Here is a 15024-nt window from a genome sequence, read left to right on the forward strand (position 1 = left end):
TAAAAATTAAGAGCTTTTTTCAGGTAAAAAAGAAGGTGACTTTTTAGTCACCCTCTTGCTTTGTGTTTCAAAATTCTCTTACAATACGCCTGAAATTCACCAACTTAAAACATCTTCGGCTTTTTATGGTTTTAATCGGCATCATTGCCAGTATTTTTGCGGCAATAGGACAGGCACTAAATTACGCTCTAACTAAAGACTGTCAGGAAAAGCACCGTATCTACGGTTTCAGGATGCTGATAGGAGCACATATCGGCATGGGCTTTATCATGCTGTGGCCATTTTTATTCTGCTCTTATTACACCTACTTTGAGTGGGAACATTTAATCGATTTATTTAAAATCAACCTGCCTTTTTTGTTTGCCCAATATTGTATGATGCAGTCCATAAGAGTCAGTGACGCTTCAATCGTCTCGCCTCTTTTGGTTCTCAAAATACCGGTACTTGCCGCAATTTCCATCGTTTTATTTAAAGACAGTTATGCTGTTCACCAATATCTTGCCATTGCTGCTATTCTGCTTTTATCCTGGTATTTTTCATCTTTATCAGGACAGATAAAATTAAAAGCCCTGATGTTTGTTTTCCTTGCAAGCTTCTGCTACGTACTTTCGGATATCGCCATTACCGGTTACGCTAAAAAATTTGCAGCTCACCCTATTGAGCAGGTAATGATAGCCAACAGTTTTAACTATATAGCAGGTGCCATTTTCTTCCTTCCCTGCGCTTTTATGAAAAAAGTAACGGCTAAAGACATCTACAACTGTAAATATGTAGCGTTATCTTGGATCATTGCCGTAACCCTCATTGTGATAGGCTTTAATTTAAGCGGTTTAGTGTCAGGTACAATCATTCAGTCGCTGCGCGGAGCCTTCGGCATTATCATTGCCCTTATCTTCTTTCGCAATGAAATAATGGATCACGGAGCAAGATGGCAGCTTAAAGTTGCAATCTCAATTTTAATGACTCTTTCGGTTGCGTCTTTTTATCTTTAAGCTTTAAGCACGCCGATGCGCCTTCTTGTAAATCTCGTGCATGCGCGCTGTAGCCACGTGAGTGTAGATCTGTGTCGTGGTAAGTGAGCTATGGCCCAGCAAAAGCTGTACCGAACGCAAATCAGCGTCATGATTTAAAAGATGAGTTGCAAAAGCGTGACGGAAAGTATGGGGAGAAGGAGCCTTTGCCATACCGATTTTAAGCGCATAATATTTAACCCGATACCAAAAGCCCTCACGGGTCAGCGGGCCTATTCCCTTTCCAGACAAAAAAACATAAGGACACTGTTTTTTCGGATCTTTTCTTTCCCTGCCTTCCGTCAAATAACGGTTTATCCACCATACCGCATTATCACCAAGCGGCACCAGGCGTTCCTTATCCCCTTTTCCGCAAATAATGAGATAACCGTCAACGAGATTTAAAGACCCAAAAGTAAGATTTACAAGTTCGCTTACCCGCAATCCGCAAGAATAGACGGTTTCAAACATAGCCCGGTCTCTAAGACCGACATCGGTATCCGTATCTATGGCATTTATAAAAGCATCAACCGTTTTTTCACTCATTATCTTAGGCAGACTTTGAGGAAGCTTGGGATTATCTATAAGCGCCAAAGGATCATCATCCCGATAATTTTCAAGCTTTAAAAAGGCTGAAAACGCACGCATGGAACATAAAAAGCGTGCGGTTGAACGCGGTGACAACCTTTCTTTTGCTGAAGCTAAAAAACCTTCGATGTCATTACTTGAAAAGTAAGCAGGATTTTTTACGCCCACGGAATCTAAATAACACAAGAACTGATGCAAATCCCTTAAATAAGCATCAATTGATTTAGGTAAAAGACCGCGCTCTAACAAAAGATAATCGTTAAAATCCCGGCGCAGCCTTTCATCTTCAGACATTAACGCTCCTCAAGACGTCTGAAAAAGTCATTGAAGAAACCTACTTCTTTATCTGAGGCTTTTTCCACAGTGGCAAAATACTCATTGCCGTTTTGAACTATGCAGAATTGATAAACGGCATCTTCTTTAGGGAAATAACGCAGCTCTTCAAACTGAGAATTAGGATTTAACTTCATGGGCGCAGATCCGGCACGCATTACCCCGGGAGGGTATGCATAGCCAAAATTACTGCCCTGCGACCAGTTGTCATCGGCAAATTTAAAGCGATAAGGCGTCCAATCCGATCTTAACGCAGCAAGAGTACAGTACATTCCTTCATCGCGCTTAATAAGACGATTTGACGAAATCGCGGCATAATCATTCATTTCACCGCGCAGATAAATATCTTTTCCGTCAATCTTCATGGCATTGACGGAAATTAAATCCGGTACCGAACTGCAGGCAGACAAAGCTACGGCAGCCGCGGCAAAAAGCGAAGCTAGAACAGTAGTTTTCACATTTTTCTCCTTTGTCTCAATTATAGGGCAAAAGTAAGTCAATGTGGACAATAGAGCTTAACAACTTAAAGTTTAATCTTAGGCAAAACCAAAGATCATCGTACTTTAGCTTTCCCGTATAAGCGATAAAGACGGGGTTTTAGCCGCTGATCTTTTTTGATAATATCGGCATTAATTTAGAAAACTACTAACGATAATTGGCGCTTAACAGAAAATGTCTTCAAACACCGTACAAAATCATATACCGCTGCGTATCGGAGTCACCGGAGGGATAGCCTGCGGCAAAACCGCAGCATCAAACGTATTCAGATCTCTTGGCATCACCGTTATTGATGCCGATATCATCGCGCGCCAAGTCGTTGAACCGGGATCTAAGCTTTTACCTAAACTCGTCGAAGTTTTCGGAAGTGAGATTTTAAATAAAGACGGATCTTTAAACCGCAAACACCTTCGTGAAATAGTTTTTTCAGATAAAAAAGCGCTTGCTGCCCTAAATGCCATGATCCATCCCGCGATTCATGCGGAGCTTGAACGGCAGGCAAATCTCGCAACTTCCGCTTATACGGTTTTAGTTATTCCTTTGCTTTTTGAACATCATCTTGAAAGTTTCGTCGACAGGATTTTAGTGCTTGACGTTAAAGAGGAAACCCAAATCAAACGGGTTATGGAACGCGACGGTTCATCACGAGAAATTGCCAAAGAAATTCTTAAAAATCAAATAAGTCGCGAAAAAAGACGTGAGCTTGCTGACGATCTTATCGAAACGGACGGACTTTTACTTAGTGAATTAAAAGAGCTCGTGTTAAACTTACATAAAAAATACTTACAATTAGCCGCGAAGAGAAACTGATTTTATGTTGACTTATGATTTTCCCCTAAGCTCAAAATCACGTATTTATTTAAAATTCGAAACGTTGTTTAAGCGTATTGAAAACTGTAAGAATCTTGATTCTGAAGCTGAGCTTTTCTGCATTACCCGCGGCGTTATTGATTTTATGGATATGCTTGACGGATCCGGCACCATTAAAATCGAAATTCTAAAAGATATCGACAGAATGGACGGCAAATTCAAGCAGTGGGAACAGGATCCTGAGGTAAATACCGCTTTAATTAAAGATCTGCGCAAACAGCTTGCCGCTGCGCGCAGTACTATTGACCAATTTACCCGTCAGCGTACCGTCCTTAAAGACGATCTTATCTTAGAAAGTATCAAGCCGCGCTTTTTGACTCCGTGCGGAGTTAATAATTTCGATACTCCGCTTTTTCTGTTTTGGCAAAATCTTCCTAAAACCGAAAAACTTGAAACCATCAGCAAATGGCTTCATGAACTTGATATTCTGCGTACGCCTATAAGTACTATTTTAAAAATGTGGCGTCTTTGCTCCGAGCCGCAAAAACGCATCGCCAAAAACGGGTTTATGCAGGAATCAGGGGATAACTGCGAATTCATTGAAATAAAATATCCTAAAACCGTACGCGCCTATCCCGTGGTAAGCGGTTTCCAATCAAGTATTAATGTCCGCTTTATTCCTTACGATAAAGGACAGCGCTGCGGCGATATCGAATTTGAACTTACTTTCATTAAAGGAGCACTTTTGTGAGCTTAAAAGATTTACTGCCGCCGGGCACCTTTGATGAAATAGAATCCGAGGTCAAGCACCATAAAGAAACAGCCCGTTTTGACGGCAATACTTTAAAAGTAAAATGCCCAATCTGCGGGAAAGAAATTATCTATTCAAAAGATAATCCGTTCCGTCCTTTTTGTTCCGAACGGTGTAAACTAATTGATTTAGGAGCTTGGGCAAATGAAGAGCGTACCGTAGCAGGACGCGCGGTTAACGAAGACGAAGATGCCGATCTGCTAAACGATCCTAATTTGCCTAAACGTTTTGATAAAGAAGACTAGAAACTCTTTTAAGGATTAACCTTGGCACGCATCGAAAAGAAATCAGTCGTTTTAAGTGCTGTCGCATTAGCGGTAGCTCTTGCGCTATATGCGCCGTGCCACTCTTTTGCAAACGACGATACCGAAAGTTTTAACGTAAAAACCGAAGTTAAAGAAACTACGGCACAAAGACATCTGCGTCTTACAAGCAGTCTTGCTACCGATACCGTAATAGTTATGCAGGAAGACAGCTCTCAAAAATACCTGCAAAATCCCCATTTTGGCGACAGCGCCACTTTCCCGCTGCGCTTATTTGCAAAACTTGAAAAAAATCCTTGGCATCCGGCTCCTTTCATGCCGATTTTAGAACGGGATTTAGGCTGCTTTTACGGTGTTCCTCCATATAGAGTTCCACAGGATTATGACGTCAACACCACACCGATCAACGTCACTGCCGATACCCTGCAGGGAACTATCGATCAAAATCTTCTTTATAAAGGCAACGTCGTAATCACTCAGGCGGATGTAACTTTAAACGCAGACTCTACCGAGTATGACCAAAGCAACACGACCTTAACGTCTAAAGGCAACGTTCTATATAAGGCCCCTACTTACACTCTTTCAACGAAAGAACAGGTGGAGTCAAACCTGTCATCCAATATCACCACGGTACAAAATGCCGCGTACATTCTCAACGGTTCGGTCGGCAGCGGCACAGCCGAACATTTGAAAATAGACGATGCCAACAAAACGGCAAATATTGACGGATTTACTTTTACCGGCTGCCCTCCTGACGATAAAGTGTGGGAAATTACGGCAGGAGATGTCGAACTCATTCAAGGCGAAGCCTTCGGTGAAGCGCATGATGCGACATTAAGAGTCAAAGGAGTTCCCGTTTTCTGGACTCCTTATATTAACTTCCCGATTTCAAATAAGCGTAAAACCGGTCTTTTGTACCCGAGTATGTCTTATTCCTCTTCAAAGGGATTTGATTACGCTCAGCCTATTTACTTTAATATTGCGCCTAACTATGACTACACTTTCACTCCTCGAGTCATGGGATTTCGCGGCGCCATGCTGCAAAATGAGTTCCGCTACATGCCGTTTGCCGGAACCCGCGGTGCAATAACTTTTGATTTCCTGCCAAACGACAGGCGCTGGGATTTAGCAGGAGACAATCATCAGCGCTGGATGTTCGGTATTAAGCATTTTTCCGGTTTTTTAAATAACGATTTAACTTTTAATATCGACTTTAAGCGCGTTAAGCCTCATGACTATGATTATCTTTCCGATATCGGCTCCGATAATGCCCATGTCACCGATAATCATTTAGTGCAGACATTCCGCAGTGCCTACAATAAAGAAAAATACGATGTCTCGCTGGAACTGCGCAAATATCAAAGCCTCTTGCCCGATTACGCTTCCGTAATCAAACCTTTTTCCATGCTGCCGCAGCTTAAAGCGTCTTATTACGATACCTACGGTAATTTGTTTTTTAGGACCGACGGAGAATTTACCTACTTTAATGCGCCAAATGAAAACCAATACCACAATTTCAGTTCGTCCCGCTTTCATTTAGAGCCGTCGGCAAAATATCTTATTTACAATAACCGCGGTACCGAATTGTCCGCAGGCGGACGTTTGTTCCTTACTCATTATGAGCAAGGAGATCTTAATGATTTGCCAAGCCGCTACCGCAATCAATTAGGCTTTACATCTTTTGATGACTCGGTCAATCGTGCCTTATACCTCATTGAAATGCGCGGAAAAACCACTTTTGAGCGCAAGGTATTTGATTTAAGGCATACCCAGACTTTTGAGCCGGAAATCCAATATCGTTATATTCCTTATAAAAATCAAGATCACATCGGTCTTTACGATACTACCGACCGTCTTGAAGACTATTACTCAAACTTCTCTTTCCGTCACTTTGCAGGTATCGACCGTATTGCTGATACCAATGCCGTCACCGTCGGCGTAACCAGCCGTATTCTTGATCCGCACGATCGTGAAATGTATCGCGTAGCTTTAAGCCAAACCTACAGCTTCGTGCCGACAAGAGTCACTTTAAATCCGAGCGATCCGATAAACCGTTATCCGAGCTCACCATTGTCCGCAAGCTTTGATGCAAGTCCAATCGAACCTTTAACCATGCACGCCATGGCTTCTTACGATAATGAAACTAACGAGGTTACCGCTTGGAACGCAATGAGCGAATATGCTACCCGTGACGGATTTAAAGCCCAGATAAGCTATCGCTTTGCCAAAGACGGCAACCGCACTCTTGACAGTCGTTATGTCGATTTAAAGCAAATCGGGCTGCAGCTTGTTTATCCGATAACTCCTGACTTTAAGATTATCGGAGCCATGTACCGGGACCTTGAGCAGGAAGAAAATATCGATCGTAAAATCGCCCTGCGCTACGAGGACTGCTGTTATGCACTTACTTTCATGTACGAAGATTACAACACTCCTGACTGGAGCGATTTGACGCGCGAACATGAAAAGCGCTTCGGCATCCAAATTGAATTAAAAGGGTTAGCGACCATCAACGTAAGCGGAGATGATAATCCTGCAAGTACCGACACGTACTTAATCGATCCGTTTAATCCGACTAACCTTAATCGTTAAACTTAGGATTTTGATGGTATATTTAGAAAAAAGCAAAAAAGGATTCAACATGTTCGGCAAAAGAATAGCTCTTGCGTTAACCGCCGCTTTAGGAATTGTCTTTAACGCTAATGCTCAAACCTTAGACACGACCGCCGCTGTCGTCAATAACGATATTATTCTGACAAGCGAACTTGATGCCATGCAAAAAGAAATGGCGAGAAATTTCGCTTCCCGCGGCCAAAAAGTCAGCCCTGTCACCGCAAGAAAAGCAGCTCTTGAGCAACTTATCACCAAAAGTCTTATTCTGCAGCAGGCAAAATCTCACGGCTTGAATCTTAACGACATGCAGCTTGATCAAGCTCTTGCACAGTTTGCCGCCCGTAACGGAGTCAGCGTCAAAACTCTCTTAAATCAGATGGGCCCGGGTCTTAACGAAGCTGCCCAACGTGAAAGATTCCGCGAAGATTTGATTATCGGTGAAGTCCGCCGCAATCAGGTAAGAAACCGCATAAAAATCTCAGACAGTGAAGTAAAGCTTCTTGCCAAAAACCTTAAAGAATTGGGCTCGGTAGAACCAAGCTATCATCTGTCGCAGCTTATTGTCCCTCTTTCTGCCAAAGCGACTCCCGCCCAAATCCAAAGAGCGGTAAATACCGTCGATAAAATTAAAGCGGATTTAAGAAAAGGAGCTGATTTTAACGATTTGGCCGCACGCTATACCCAAGGCTCGCTTGCCGCCCAAGGAGGAGATCTCGGATTTATTCCCGAAAGCCGCGTGCCGGTTCCTTTTTTACCGTCTCTTTTAAAATCAAAGCCCGGCGCAATCATCGGACCGATTCGCTCTCCATACGGATTGCATCTTATTAAATATGTCGGAGTAACCGACGGAGCCGTTAAAACAATCACGATGTACGACGCAAGCCATATTCTGCTTACCACGTCTATCGTCTATCCTGATGCGACGGCCGTTAAAGAACTTAATCTTTTACGCGATGAAATTTTAAAAGGTTCAATAAGTTTTGCCGATGCCGCCAAAAACTTCTCTGAAGATCCGGGTTCGGCAATTAACGGCGGAGATTTAGGCTATGCCACACCGGACAGATACGATCCGGCATTTGCCGCCGCCATGGTGCGCCTAAAACCGGGTGAAATCAGTGAACCTATCCGTTCATCATTTGGCTATCACTTAATCAAGTTAAACGATATCAAAACCGATCTTGATTCTGACGCTTCTTATGAAGATCAGGCACGCAATCTCATTTTCGAACGCCTGTTCAGAGAAGAATCAGTAGCTTGGGAAAGAGAACTGCGCGATACCGCCTATATTCATGTCTCCGATCCGGCACTGTTAAACGCCGGCATCAATATCGATCAGGAACAGAACAATCCTTCAAATAATGGTTAATCGTATTGTTGTTACTCCGGGCGAGCCTGCAGGCGTAGGTCCGGAGCTTATGTATCATCTTGCAAAAAAAGACTTTGATGATGAGCTTGTCATTATCGGCTCAAAGTCTTTGCTAAAAGAACGCTTTGATGCACTTAACCTTAACGTCACTTTTAAAGACTTTGATAAATACGCAAACCCCGTCCCCTCTAAAAAAGGCGAACTTACCGTCTTAAACGTGGATCTGGCAGTTTCTTCGGCTCCGGGAAAACTTGATCCTAAAAACGGACCTTATGTTTTAAAGTGCCTTGATATCGCGCACGAGCTCTGCATATCCGATAATGCGCAGGCCCTTGTAACAGGCCCCGTTTCCAAAGCCGTTTTGGATTCAGGCTCTTTGCACTTTACCGGACATACTGAATATCTGCAGCAAAAATCAGGGGTAAAAAAAGTCGTTATGCTCCTTGGCAGCCGTGAACTGCGCGTTGCTTTGGCTACCACTCATTTACCTTTAAACGAAGTCAGCAAAGCCATCACCAAAGAGTCGCTTACCGATGTTATTTCTATTTTGCATCACGACCTTAAAGAAAAATTCGGCTTTGCCGATCCTACAATTTATGTTGCAGGACTAAATCCGCACGCCGGAGAAAACGGACATCTTGGAAGTGAAGAAATCACCACCATCATTCCTGTTTTAAATAAATTGCGCAAGCTTGGAATGAAACTTGAAGGTCCTTATCCTGCCGATACTATTTTCCAGCCTAAATATTTAAATAATGCCGCTGCGTTTTTAACCATGTACCACGATCAGGGATTGCCGGTTTTAAAATACGCGGCATTCGATCATGGCTATAACACCACTTTAGGCTTACCCTACATAAGAACTTCTGTCGATCATGGAACCGCTTTAGATTTAGCCGGTTCCGGCAAGGCAGATCCCGGCTCGCTTTATGCTGCAGTGGATCTTGCTTCTTTCATGGCAAAAGCTCGGAGAAAATAATGGCTTTACCACCGCCCCATCTTAAGGCCCGCAAACGCTTCGGGCAAAATTTTCTTGTCGACGATTTCATAATAGGAGCTATCGTCGACGCCATCAACCCTAAAGAAGGCGACTATCTTGTTGAAATTGGACCAGGTCATGCCGCATTGACCCGTCCGGTGCTGGAACGAGCCAAAGCGCTTACCGCCATTGAGCTTGACAGGGATTTAGCCGCAATTTTACGCTCCGACCCTTTTTTAAAAGGTCTTACGTTAATTGAAGCCGACGCTTTAAAAGTAAATTTCGAAGCATTGCCCGGTGCCGGCAATCTGCGGGTTTTCGGTAACCTGCCCTATAACATTACTTCCCCTATAATTTTCCACCTGCTGTCACAGCGCGGAATAAAAGACATGCACTTCATGCTGCAAAAAGAAGTAGTGGACAGATTATGCGCAGGCCCTCATTGCCGTGACTACGGACGTCTTACGGTTATGGTTCAATATCATGCTCAGGTTATTCCGGTATTGGACGTCCCGCCCGAAGCATTTCGTCCGCGCCCTAAAGTAAATTCCGCCGTAGTAAGACTCAAACCCAAAGCATTAACCGATGATGAACGCGCATTAGCTCCTTTTCTTAATACCGTAGCATTAAATGCATTTAATACGCGTAGAAAGACTCTGCGTAATTCTTTATCGACATTATTCAGCGCAGAGGAAATGCAAAATCTCGGCATTGACATCACTTTACGTGCAGAAGATTTAAATCTTGAGTCTTTCATCGTTTTAGCAACGGCTTTGCGTGATAAAAAGCAAAATGAGGCAACGATATAATTAATGGCAAATATTAATCATCCGCTTACCGAGCTTTATTTAAGAAATCACGATCTTCTGCAGGGCAAAGACGTTGTTTTTGCAGGAGACATTGACTCAATGCAGGTTCTGCATCTTGCTAAAGGCTGTAAAAGCGCAATATTCATCATCGATAATTACGCCGTTGCCTGTCAATGTGCGGCAGCTTTAGGCAAAAAACTCAGCCATGAAATAAATCAAAGCGTAACCGTAGGTTTTATTACCGTAATTTTTGCGCCCCTTGCCTTGGCTGTAGAAAAAATTACAAAATTTTCCTGTCTTACGCTGTTTTTAAGTAAAGCCAAGCAAAAAAGCGCTGAAATTTTAAGAACGCTGGCGCCTAAACTTGAACAAGACGCCCTCATTCTCATAGCAGGAAGCAACGACGGCGGCGGTAAAAGCGCTGACGGACTCTTAAAAGAATGCGGCAATCCCTATAAGGTTGATACCGCCCGCAAATGCACGCTCTTTGCAGTAAAACCTGAAAAAGCTTTCTCTTCCATAAAAAACTGCTCTGATATTGCCTATGAAAATTTACAGTTAAAACAAAAGTTCGGAGTATTCTCGCAAGGCAGAGTTGACCAAGGGACTGCTCTTTTACTTAAAAATCTGCCTCAAGATTTAACCGGTCAAAAAGCTCTTGATTTAGGCTGCGGCTGCGGCATTATCGGTCTTTTCCTTGCTAAAAAAGCAGCTTTCGTCACTTTAAATGATATAAGCGCCGAAGCCTTATATTTGGCAAAAAACAATGCCGACATTAATCAGCTTTCTGAAAATTGTGAGTTTAAAGCTGCTTTTATGCTTAATGACGCTGAAAAATTTGACATAATCGCCACCAATCCGCCATTTCATGAAGGCATCAAAAAAGCTGAAAAAATCACTATAGAAATGATAAAAGAAGCCCCGAATCATCTTAACGCGGGCGGTGCTTTATATTTAGTCGGCAACAGCTTTTTAAATTACGGACCGACGCTTGAAGAAGCGTTTAAAAAAGTTACCGTACTTGAAAGCAATAAACGCTTTACGGTATTTAAAGCCGAAAATTAAATAAGATCCTAGAAAACTTGAATTGCCGAAACGGCGTTTTAGCTTTCCTTCAAATCTGTAAAGCTAAAAAACCTCGTATGAAAAACCCCGCCAGTAGTGTTTACCAAACGGGGTACAGTTCAATACGAGGTTTTTTATTATTTACCTACACTCAAAGTAAATATTACTCTACCGGACTTATAAGTCCTGCCGACTCAGGCAGATAGAGGGAGAACCACGGTACCAGAGTAACTATTACCAATGCTACGATAAGAGCAAAGAAGAACGGCAGTAATCTGGTGAATACTGATTCGATGGTTTCACCCGCCACACGACATCCTGTAAACAAAATCGGTCCTACAGGCGGAGTGATGGCACCTAATGAGAGGTTAAATACCATCATTACACCGAAATGAACCGGATGTACGCCAAGCTGCATGGCAACAGGCAGGAAGATCGGAGTAAAGATGAGCACTGCAGGGGCAGGATCCATGACGCAGCCGACAAGCAGCATAATAACCATCATACCAAGCAGAATTACTGACGGGGTATCGGCAAAATTAATAAGGGCGGTTGCAATCATGTTCGGGATCTTAGCGTAAGCCAAAACCCAGCCTAAAATTGCGGAAACACCGATAAGGAACACGATTAAAGCAGTGGTCTTTGCGGTGTTAAGCAGCATTGCAGGAACGTCCTTCCAATGGAAAGAACGATAGAAACCTGACAAAATAGCCGAGTACACTACAGCGACGCAGGATGCTTCCGTCGGGGTAAACCAACCTGAAATAATACCGCCGATAATGATGATAATAAGCAATATTGCAGGAATAGCTTCAATCAATATCTGCAGACGAGTTCCCCAACCGCTAATCGGCTGTGCCTTATACTTTAATTTCCAGGCATAGTAAGCAGTTACGATAATAACGGCAAGTCCCCACAAGATACCGGGCAGGTAACCTGCAACGAACAATGCGGCAACTGAAACACCGCCGGAGGCCAATGAATAAATAATGAAGATGTTTGACGGCGGAATAATCATGCCTGACGGAGCAGATGCAATATTAACTGCGGCAGACAAACGCGGCTCGTAGCCTTCCTTCTTTTCAATAGGAAGCATTACGGATCCGATAGCTGCAGCTGCTGCTACGCCTGAACCTGAAATGGCGCCGAACATCATATTTGCTACGGTGTTGGTATGGGCTAAAGCTCCCGGAATAAAGCCGATGAAAACTTTAGCAAGATTAATCAGCTTTTGCGCTATACCGCCGGTATTCATGATCACGCCGGCTAAAACGAAGAACGGAATAGCGATAAGAGCAAAGCTGTTCATACCGGAATAAATACGGGTTGCAGAAACCAATGTCGCGTTCATGCCTAAAATGGCACCCATCGACAATACAGAACCCACACAAATACTGGTACCGATTGGACATCCGATGATTAATAAAATCGGAGTAAGTACCAAAAGATAAATAAAAATATCTGCTGTTGCGAACATATTCTTACTCCTTACTGAGCTTTCACGGCATCTTTTCCGGCAAGCAATACTTTAATTGAAGTCAGGATGTTGTAAATTGCATAGAAAACAATGAAAGCACCTGCAATAGGAACAACTGAATAAATCTGACCTATCTTAAGCCACAGCATGGCGGCATTGGTCTGGGACATAGCGTTCTGAGCGATATGATAGCCGCCGTAAGTCAAAACCAGCAAAGCCATGCCTAAAGTAAACAGTTCACTTACGATAGTAAGAATATTTGACCAGTAAGGACCTAATTTCTCAGGAATGAAATTAATATTCATGTGGCCCTTTTCGCCATAAAGCAAGGCTGAGCCGAGCATTGCGGTCCAGACGAAGCAAATATTTGCAAGCTCTTCGGAAATTGCACTTGGATCCTGCAAAACAAAGCGAGAAATAACCTGCCAGGAAACCAAAACAACCATCGCACCGCATAAAAAAATGCACAGGACCTTTAAGATATTGTCAAAAATACCTTTTATCTTGGTTAAAAATTCCATAATTTTTATCCTTGATGAATTCACAACAAAAAAGGGGCTTTCGACCCCTTTTTAAGTCATTCACAGTTCAAAATTAAAGGTCGCGAGACTTCTGAACTGCCTCATAGAGTTTCTTAGCGGAATCGGTTGATACCTTCTCATCGATAAGAGGCTGTACGGCTTTCTTGAATGCGTCTTTATCAGCTTCGATAACCTTGGTGCCTTCTTTCTTTGCCTTCTCTAAGGACTTAGATACTTCAGCCTGGAACATATCAAACTCGGTATCTACCAAAGCATCGATGTTGTCGGCAAAGAACTGCTTGACATTGTCAGGCAAACCGTTGAAGAAAGCGGTATTGGTAACAATGTAGTCAGGCATCATCAAGTGACCGGTAAGGTTGTAAATAGGGCCTACTTCGTGCTGTTTTAATGCATAGTAGGTAACTTCGTTATTTTCAGCGCCGTCCAAAACACCGGTCTGAATAGCGGTATAAACTTCACCCTGACCCATAGGAGTACCGGTACCGCCCATGTAGTTCAACATCTTAACCATGGTATCGGACTGCATTACGCGGATCTTAAGGCCTTTAAGATCTTCAGGAGTTCTTACTTCCTTGTTCTTGGTATAAACGTTACGGGTTCCTGAGTACATGGCGCACAAAACGGTAATGCCCTGATTCTCAAGAGACTTAAAGAGGTCACCGACAACGGCCTTATCCTTAACTACGCGCTGTAAATGCTTGTAGTCTTTGAATACGTACGGGAGATTGAATACGGCAAAATCAGGGTTCCAGTTCTCAAGCAAAGAACCTGCGACAAGAGAGAAAGGAAGAGCGCCGTTCTGAACCATTTCAATGGTTTCTTTCTGGGAGCCTAATAACTCATTAGGGAAAATCTCAATTGACCATTCGCCGCCGGTTGCTTCTTTGAGCTTATCGGAGAATTGGGCGATGGAACGGTATTCAGGGTGATCTTCAGGCTGATTGAAAGCAAGATTCATAACATCAGCTGATGCAGGAGCGGTTGCAAATAATGCAGCGGTTGCAACGGCAGTTGCTGCTAAAACACCAAATTTTTTCATAAATAATAGCCTCCAAAATTTAGGATGGAAAAATTATGGGTGATCAGATCTGTTGTCTCAAGCTATTTCTCATCAATATTTCGAACATTTCACAGTTTTAAAGAAAAACTTCCGTAAACGTTTACGCAGATCAAATTTATGAGCAAAAAGGTTCTGTATAATAGAACGTTTTTGCCCTTTTATTTTCAAAAAACAGAAACAAAACCAAGGATAATTTTCGTTAAGTAATTTCACTTAAATATTAAGTGAATTTATTAACGAGGTGAAATCATATCCGGTGTTTTAGCTATGCTCCCGGACAGCTTAAAGGCAGTCGCCTTATATCCTTAACCAAATCACGCAGCAACCCCTCGCTTCCCCTTATTGATTTTGTTTTAAATAATTTCGTCAACTCCGGTATCATTCGTATTTACCTCATTACTCGATATAAATCTCAATCGTTACATCTACACCTTAAAAACAGTTATGCGGTATCAGGCATCCCCAACTGTTTTATCGAACCGATCCCCGCGCACATGCGTACCGTAAAATCTGGGCTAAAGGAACAACTGACGCTGTTTAGCAGAATCTAACCTTAATAGAAAAAGCAATTCCCGATGATGTCTGCGTATTCGATTCTGATCATATCTATAAAATGGATATAAGACAGATGCTGCGTTTTCAGGCGGACAAACAATCGGATCTTACGGTTGCCATTATCCGTATGCCGACACAAGATGCTGCAGTGGGCTTTGGCGTCATTTAAATCGATAAATAAGGAAAAATAGATTGGCTTTGAGGAAAAGCCCTTGCACCCTAAAGAAATTCCGGGATATCGAGAT

The 15024-nt window shown here is 42.8% G+C and carries 15 protein-coding genes; 10 read left to right on the forward strand and 5 right to left on the reverse strand.

The annotated features are described in order from the left end of the window. Positions 1–62: 62 nt before the first annotated feature. Positions 63–992: a hypothetical protein gene (locus QZ019_RS01440; RefSeq protein ID WP_295481816.1), complete on the forward strand. Its 930-nt coding sequence runs from the start codon at positions 63–65 to the stop codon at positions 990–992. A gap of 3 nt (positions 993–995) precedes the next feature. Here QZ019_RS01440 and QZ019_RS01445 read toward each other — a convergent pair whose 3' ends face one another. Together QZ019_RS01445 and QZ019_RS01450 are read right to left on the reverse strand one after the other, a co-directional pair. Beyond that, complete coding sequence (locus tag QZ019_RS01445) at positions 996–1892, reverse strand: site-specific tyrosine recombinase (protein WP_295481817.1); 897 nt, start codon at positions 1890–1892, stop codon at positions 996–998. Continuing rightward, complete coding sequence (locus tag QZ019_RS01450; RefSeq protein WP_294564545.1) at positions 1892–2389, reverse strand: pullulanase; 498 nt, start codon at positions 2387–2389, stop codon at positions 1892–1894. The genes QZ019_RS01445 and QZ019_RS01450 overlap by 1 nt, the downstream gene beginning before the upstream one ends. A 214-nt stretch (positions 2390–2603) precedes the next feature. Between QZ019_RS01450 and coaE the strand changes: the two genes are divergently transcribed. Genes coaE through QZ019_RS01490 form a run of 8 tightly spaced genes read left to right on the forward strand, consistent with a single transcriptional unit; the run spans position 2604 to position 11145 of the window. After that, positions 2604–3239 (forward strand): dephospho-CoA kinase, encoded by a 636-nt coding sequence (gene coaE / locus QZ019_RS01455; RefSeq protein ID WP_295481820.1) that lies wholly within the window; start codon positions 2604–2606, stop codon positions 3237–3239. Between the two features lie 4 nt (positions 3240–3243). Then, positions 3244–3990 carry a cell division protein ZapD gene (zapD, locus tag QZ019_RS01460; protein ID WP_294564539.1) on the forward strand — a complete coding sequence of 249 codons (747 nt, stop codon included), beginning with the start codon at positions 3244–3246 and terminating at the stop codon, positions 3988–3990. Between the two features lie 38 nt (positions 3991–4028). Further along, positions 4029–4295: a DNA gyrase inhibitor YacG gene (gene yacG, locus QZ019_RS01465; protein ID WP_294564985.1), complete on the forward strand. Its 267-nt coding sequence runs from the start codon at positions 4029–4031 to the stop codon at positions 4293–4295. 21 nt (positions 4296–4316) lie between these two features. After that, positions 4317–6905 (forward strand): LPS assembly protein LptD, encoded by a 2589-nt coding sequence (locus QZ019_RS01470; RefSeq protein WP_295481823.1) that lies wholly within the window; start codon positions 4317–4319, stop codon positions 6903–6905. 49 nt (positions 6906–6954) lie between these two features. Next, the gene (locus QZ019_RS01475) at positions 6955–8292 is read left to right on the forward strand and encodes a peptidylprolyl isomerase (protein ID WP_295481825.1); all 1338 of its coding nucleotides are present in this window, start codon (positions 6955–6957) and stop codon (positions 8290–8292) included. Continuing rightward, complete coding sequence (pdxA, locus tag QZ019_RS01480; RefSeq protein WP_366936809.1) at positions 8282–9271, forward strand: 4-hydroxythreonine-4-phosphate dehydrogenase PdxA; 990 nt, start codon at positions 8282–8284, stop codon at positions 9269–9271. Before QZ019_RS01475 ends, pdxA begins: the two co-directional genes overlap by 11 nt. Beyond that, positions 9271–10080 carry a 16S rRNA (adenine(1518)-N(6)/adenine(1519)-N(6))-dimethyltransferase RsmA gene (rsmA, locus tag QZ019_RS01485; RefSeq protein ID WP_295481829.1) on the forward strand — a complete coding sequence of 270 codons (810 nt, stop codon included), beginning with the start codon at positions 9271–9273 and terminating at the stop codon, positions 10078–10080. Before pdxA ends, rsmA begins: the two co-directional genes overlap by 1 nt. Positions 10081–10083: 3 nt before the next feature. After that, a complete protein-coding gene (locus tag QZ019_RS01490; RefSeq protein ID WP_295481831.1) occupies positions 10084–11145 on the forward strand; it encodes a methyltransferase in 1062 nt (353 codons plus the stop codon). Positions 11146–11308: 163 nt separating this feature from the next. Here the strand turns inward: QZ019_RS01490 and QZ019_RS01495 are convergent, their stop codons facing one another. The 3 genes from QZ019_RS01495 to QZ019_RS01505 all read right to left on the reverse strand — a co-directional run bounded on the left by QZ019_RS01495 (position 11309) and on the right by QZ019_RS01505 (position 14203). Then, entirely contained in the window at positions 11309–12622 is a 1314-nt protein-coding gene (locus tag QZ019_RS01495; RefSeq protein WP_295481833.1) for a TRAP transporter large permease, read from the reverse strand. A gap of 11 nt (positions 12623–12633) precedes the next feature. Continuing rightward, the gene (locus QZ019_RS01500; RefSeq protein ID WP_294564519.1) at positions 12634–13143 is read right to left on the reverse strand and encodes a TRAP transporter small permease; all 510 of its coding nucleotides are present in this window, start codon (positions 13141–13143) and stop codon (positions 12634–12636) included. Positions 13144–13216: 73 nt separating this feature from the next. Further along, positions 13217–14203 (reverse strand): TRAP transporter substrate-binding protein, encoded by a 987-nt coding sequence (locus tag QZ019_RS01505; protein ID WP_294564517.1) that lies wholly within the window; start codon positions 14201–14203, stop codon positions 13217–13219. A gap of 634 nt (positions 14204–14837) precedes the next feature. Between QZ019_RS01505 and QZ019_RS01515 the strand changes: the two genes are divergently transcribed. Beyond that, positions 14838–14948, forward strand: a complete 111-nt coding sequence (locus tag QZ019_RS01515; protein ID WP_294564514.1) for a hypothetical protein — start codon at positions 14838–14840, stop codon at positions 14946–14948. Positions 14949–15024: the final 76 nt, after the last annotated feature.

This window comes from uncultured Succinatimonas sp. (genome assembly GCF_905203285.1).
Taxonomy (GTDB): Bacteria; Pseudomonadota; Gammaproteobacteria; order Enterobacterales; family Succinivibrionaceae; genus Succinatimonas.

Bases quoted from the DNA above. Each gene is read 5' to 3' on its own strand.
- QZ019_RS01445 (WP_295481817.1), bottom strand. From the start codon at position 1,892: ATGTCTGAAGATGAAAGGCTGCGCCGGGATTTTAACGATTATCTTTTG.
- coaE (WP_295481820.1), top strand. From the start codon at position 2,604: ATGTCTTCAAACACCGTACAAAATCATATACCGCTGCGTATCGGAGTC.
- zapD (WP_294564539.1), top strand. From the start codon at position 3,244: ATGTTGACTTATGATTTTCCCCTAAGCTCAAAATCACGTATTTATTTA.
- QZ019_RS01475 (WP_295481825.1), top strand. From the start codon at position 6,955: ATGTTCGGCAAAAGAATAGCTCTTGCGTTAACCGCCGCTTTAGGAATT.
- rsmA (WP_295481829.1), top strand. From the start codon at position 9,271: ATGGCTTTACCACCGCCCCATCTTAAGGCCCGCAAACGCTTCGGGCAA.
- QZ019_RS01490 (WP_295481831.1), top strand. From the start codon at position 10,084: ATGGCAAATATTAATCATCCGCTTACCGAGCTTTATTTAAGAAATCAC.
- QZ019_RS01495 (WP_295481833.1), bottom strand. From the start codon at position 12,622: ATGTTCGCAACAGCAGATATTTTTATTTATCTTTTGGTACTTACTCCG.
- QZ019_RS01500 (WP_294564519.1), bottom strand. From the start codon at position 13,143: ATGGAATTTTTAACCAAGATAAAAGGTATTTTTGACAATATCTTAAAG.
- QZ019_RS01505 (WP_294564517.1), bottom strand. From the start codon at position 14,203: ATGAAAAAATTTGGTGTTTTAGCAGCAACTGCCGTTGCAACCGCTGCA.
- QZ019_RS01515 (WP_294564514.1), top strand. From the start codon at position 14,838: ATGGATATAAGACAGATGCTGCGTTTTCAGGCGGACAAACAATCGGAT.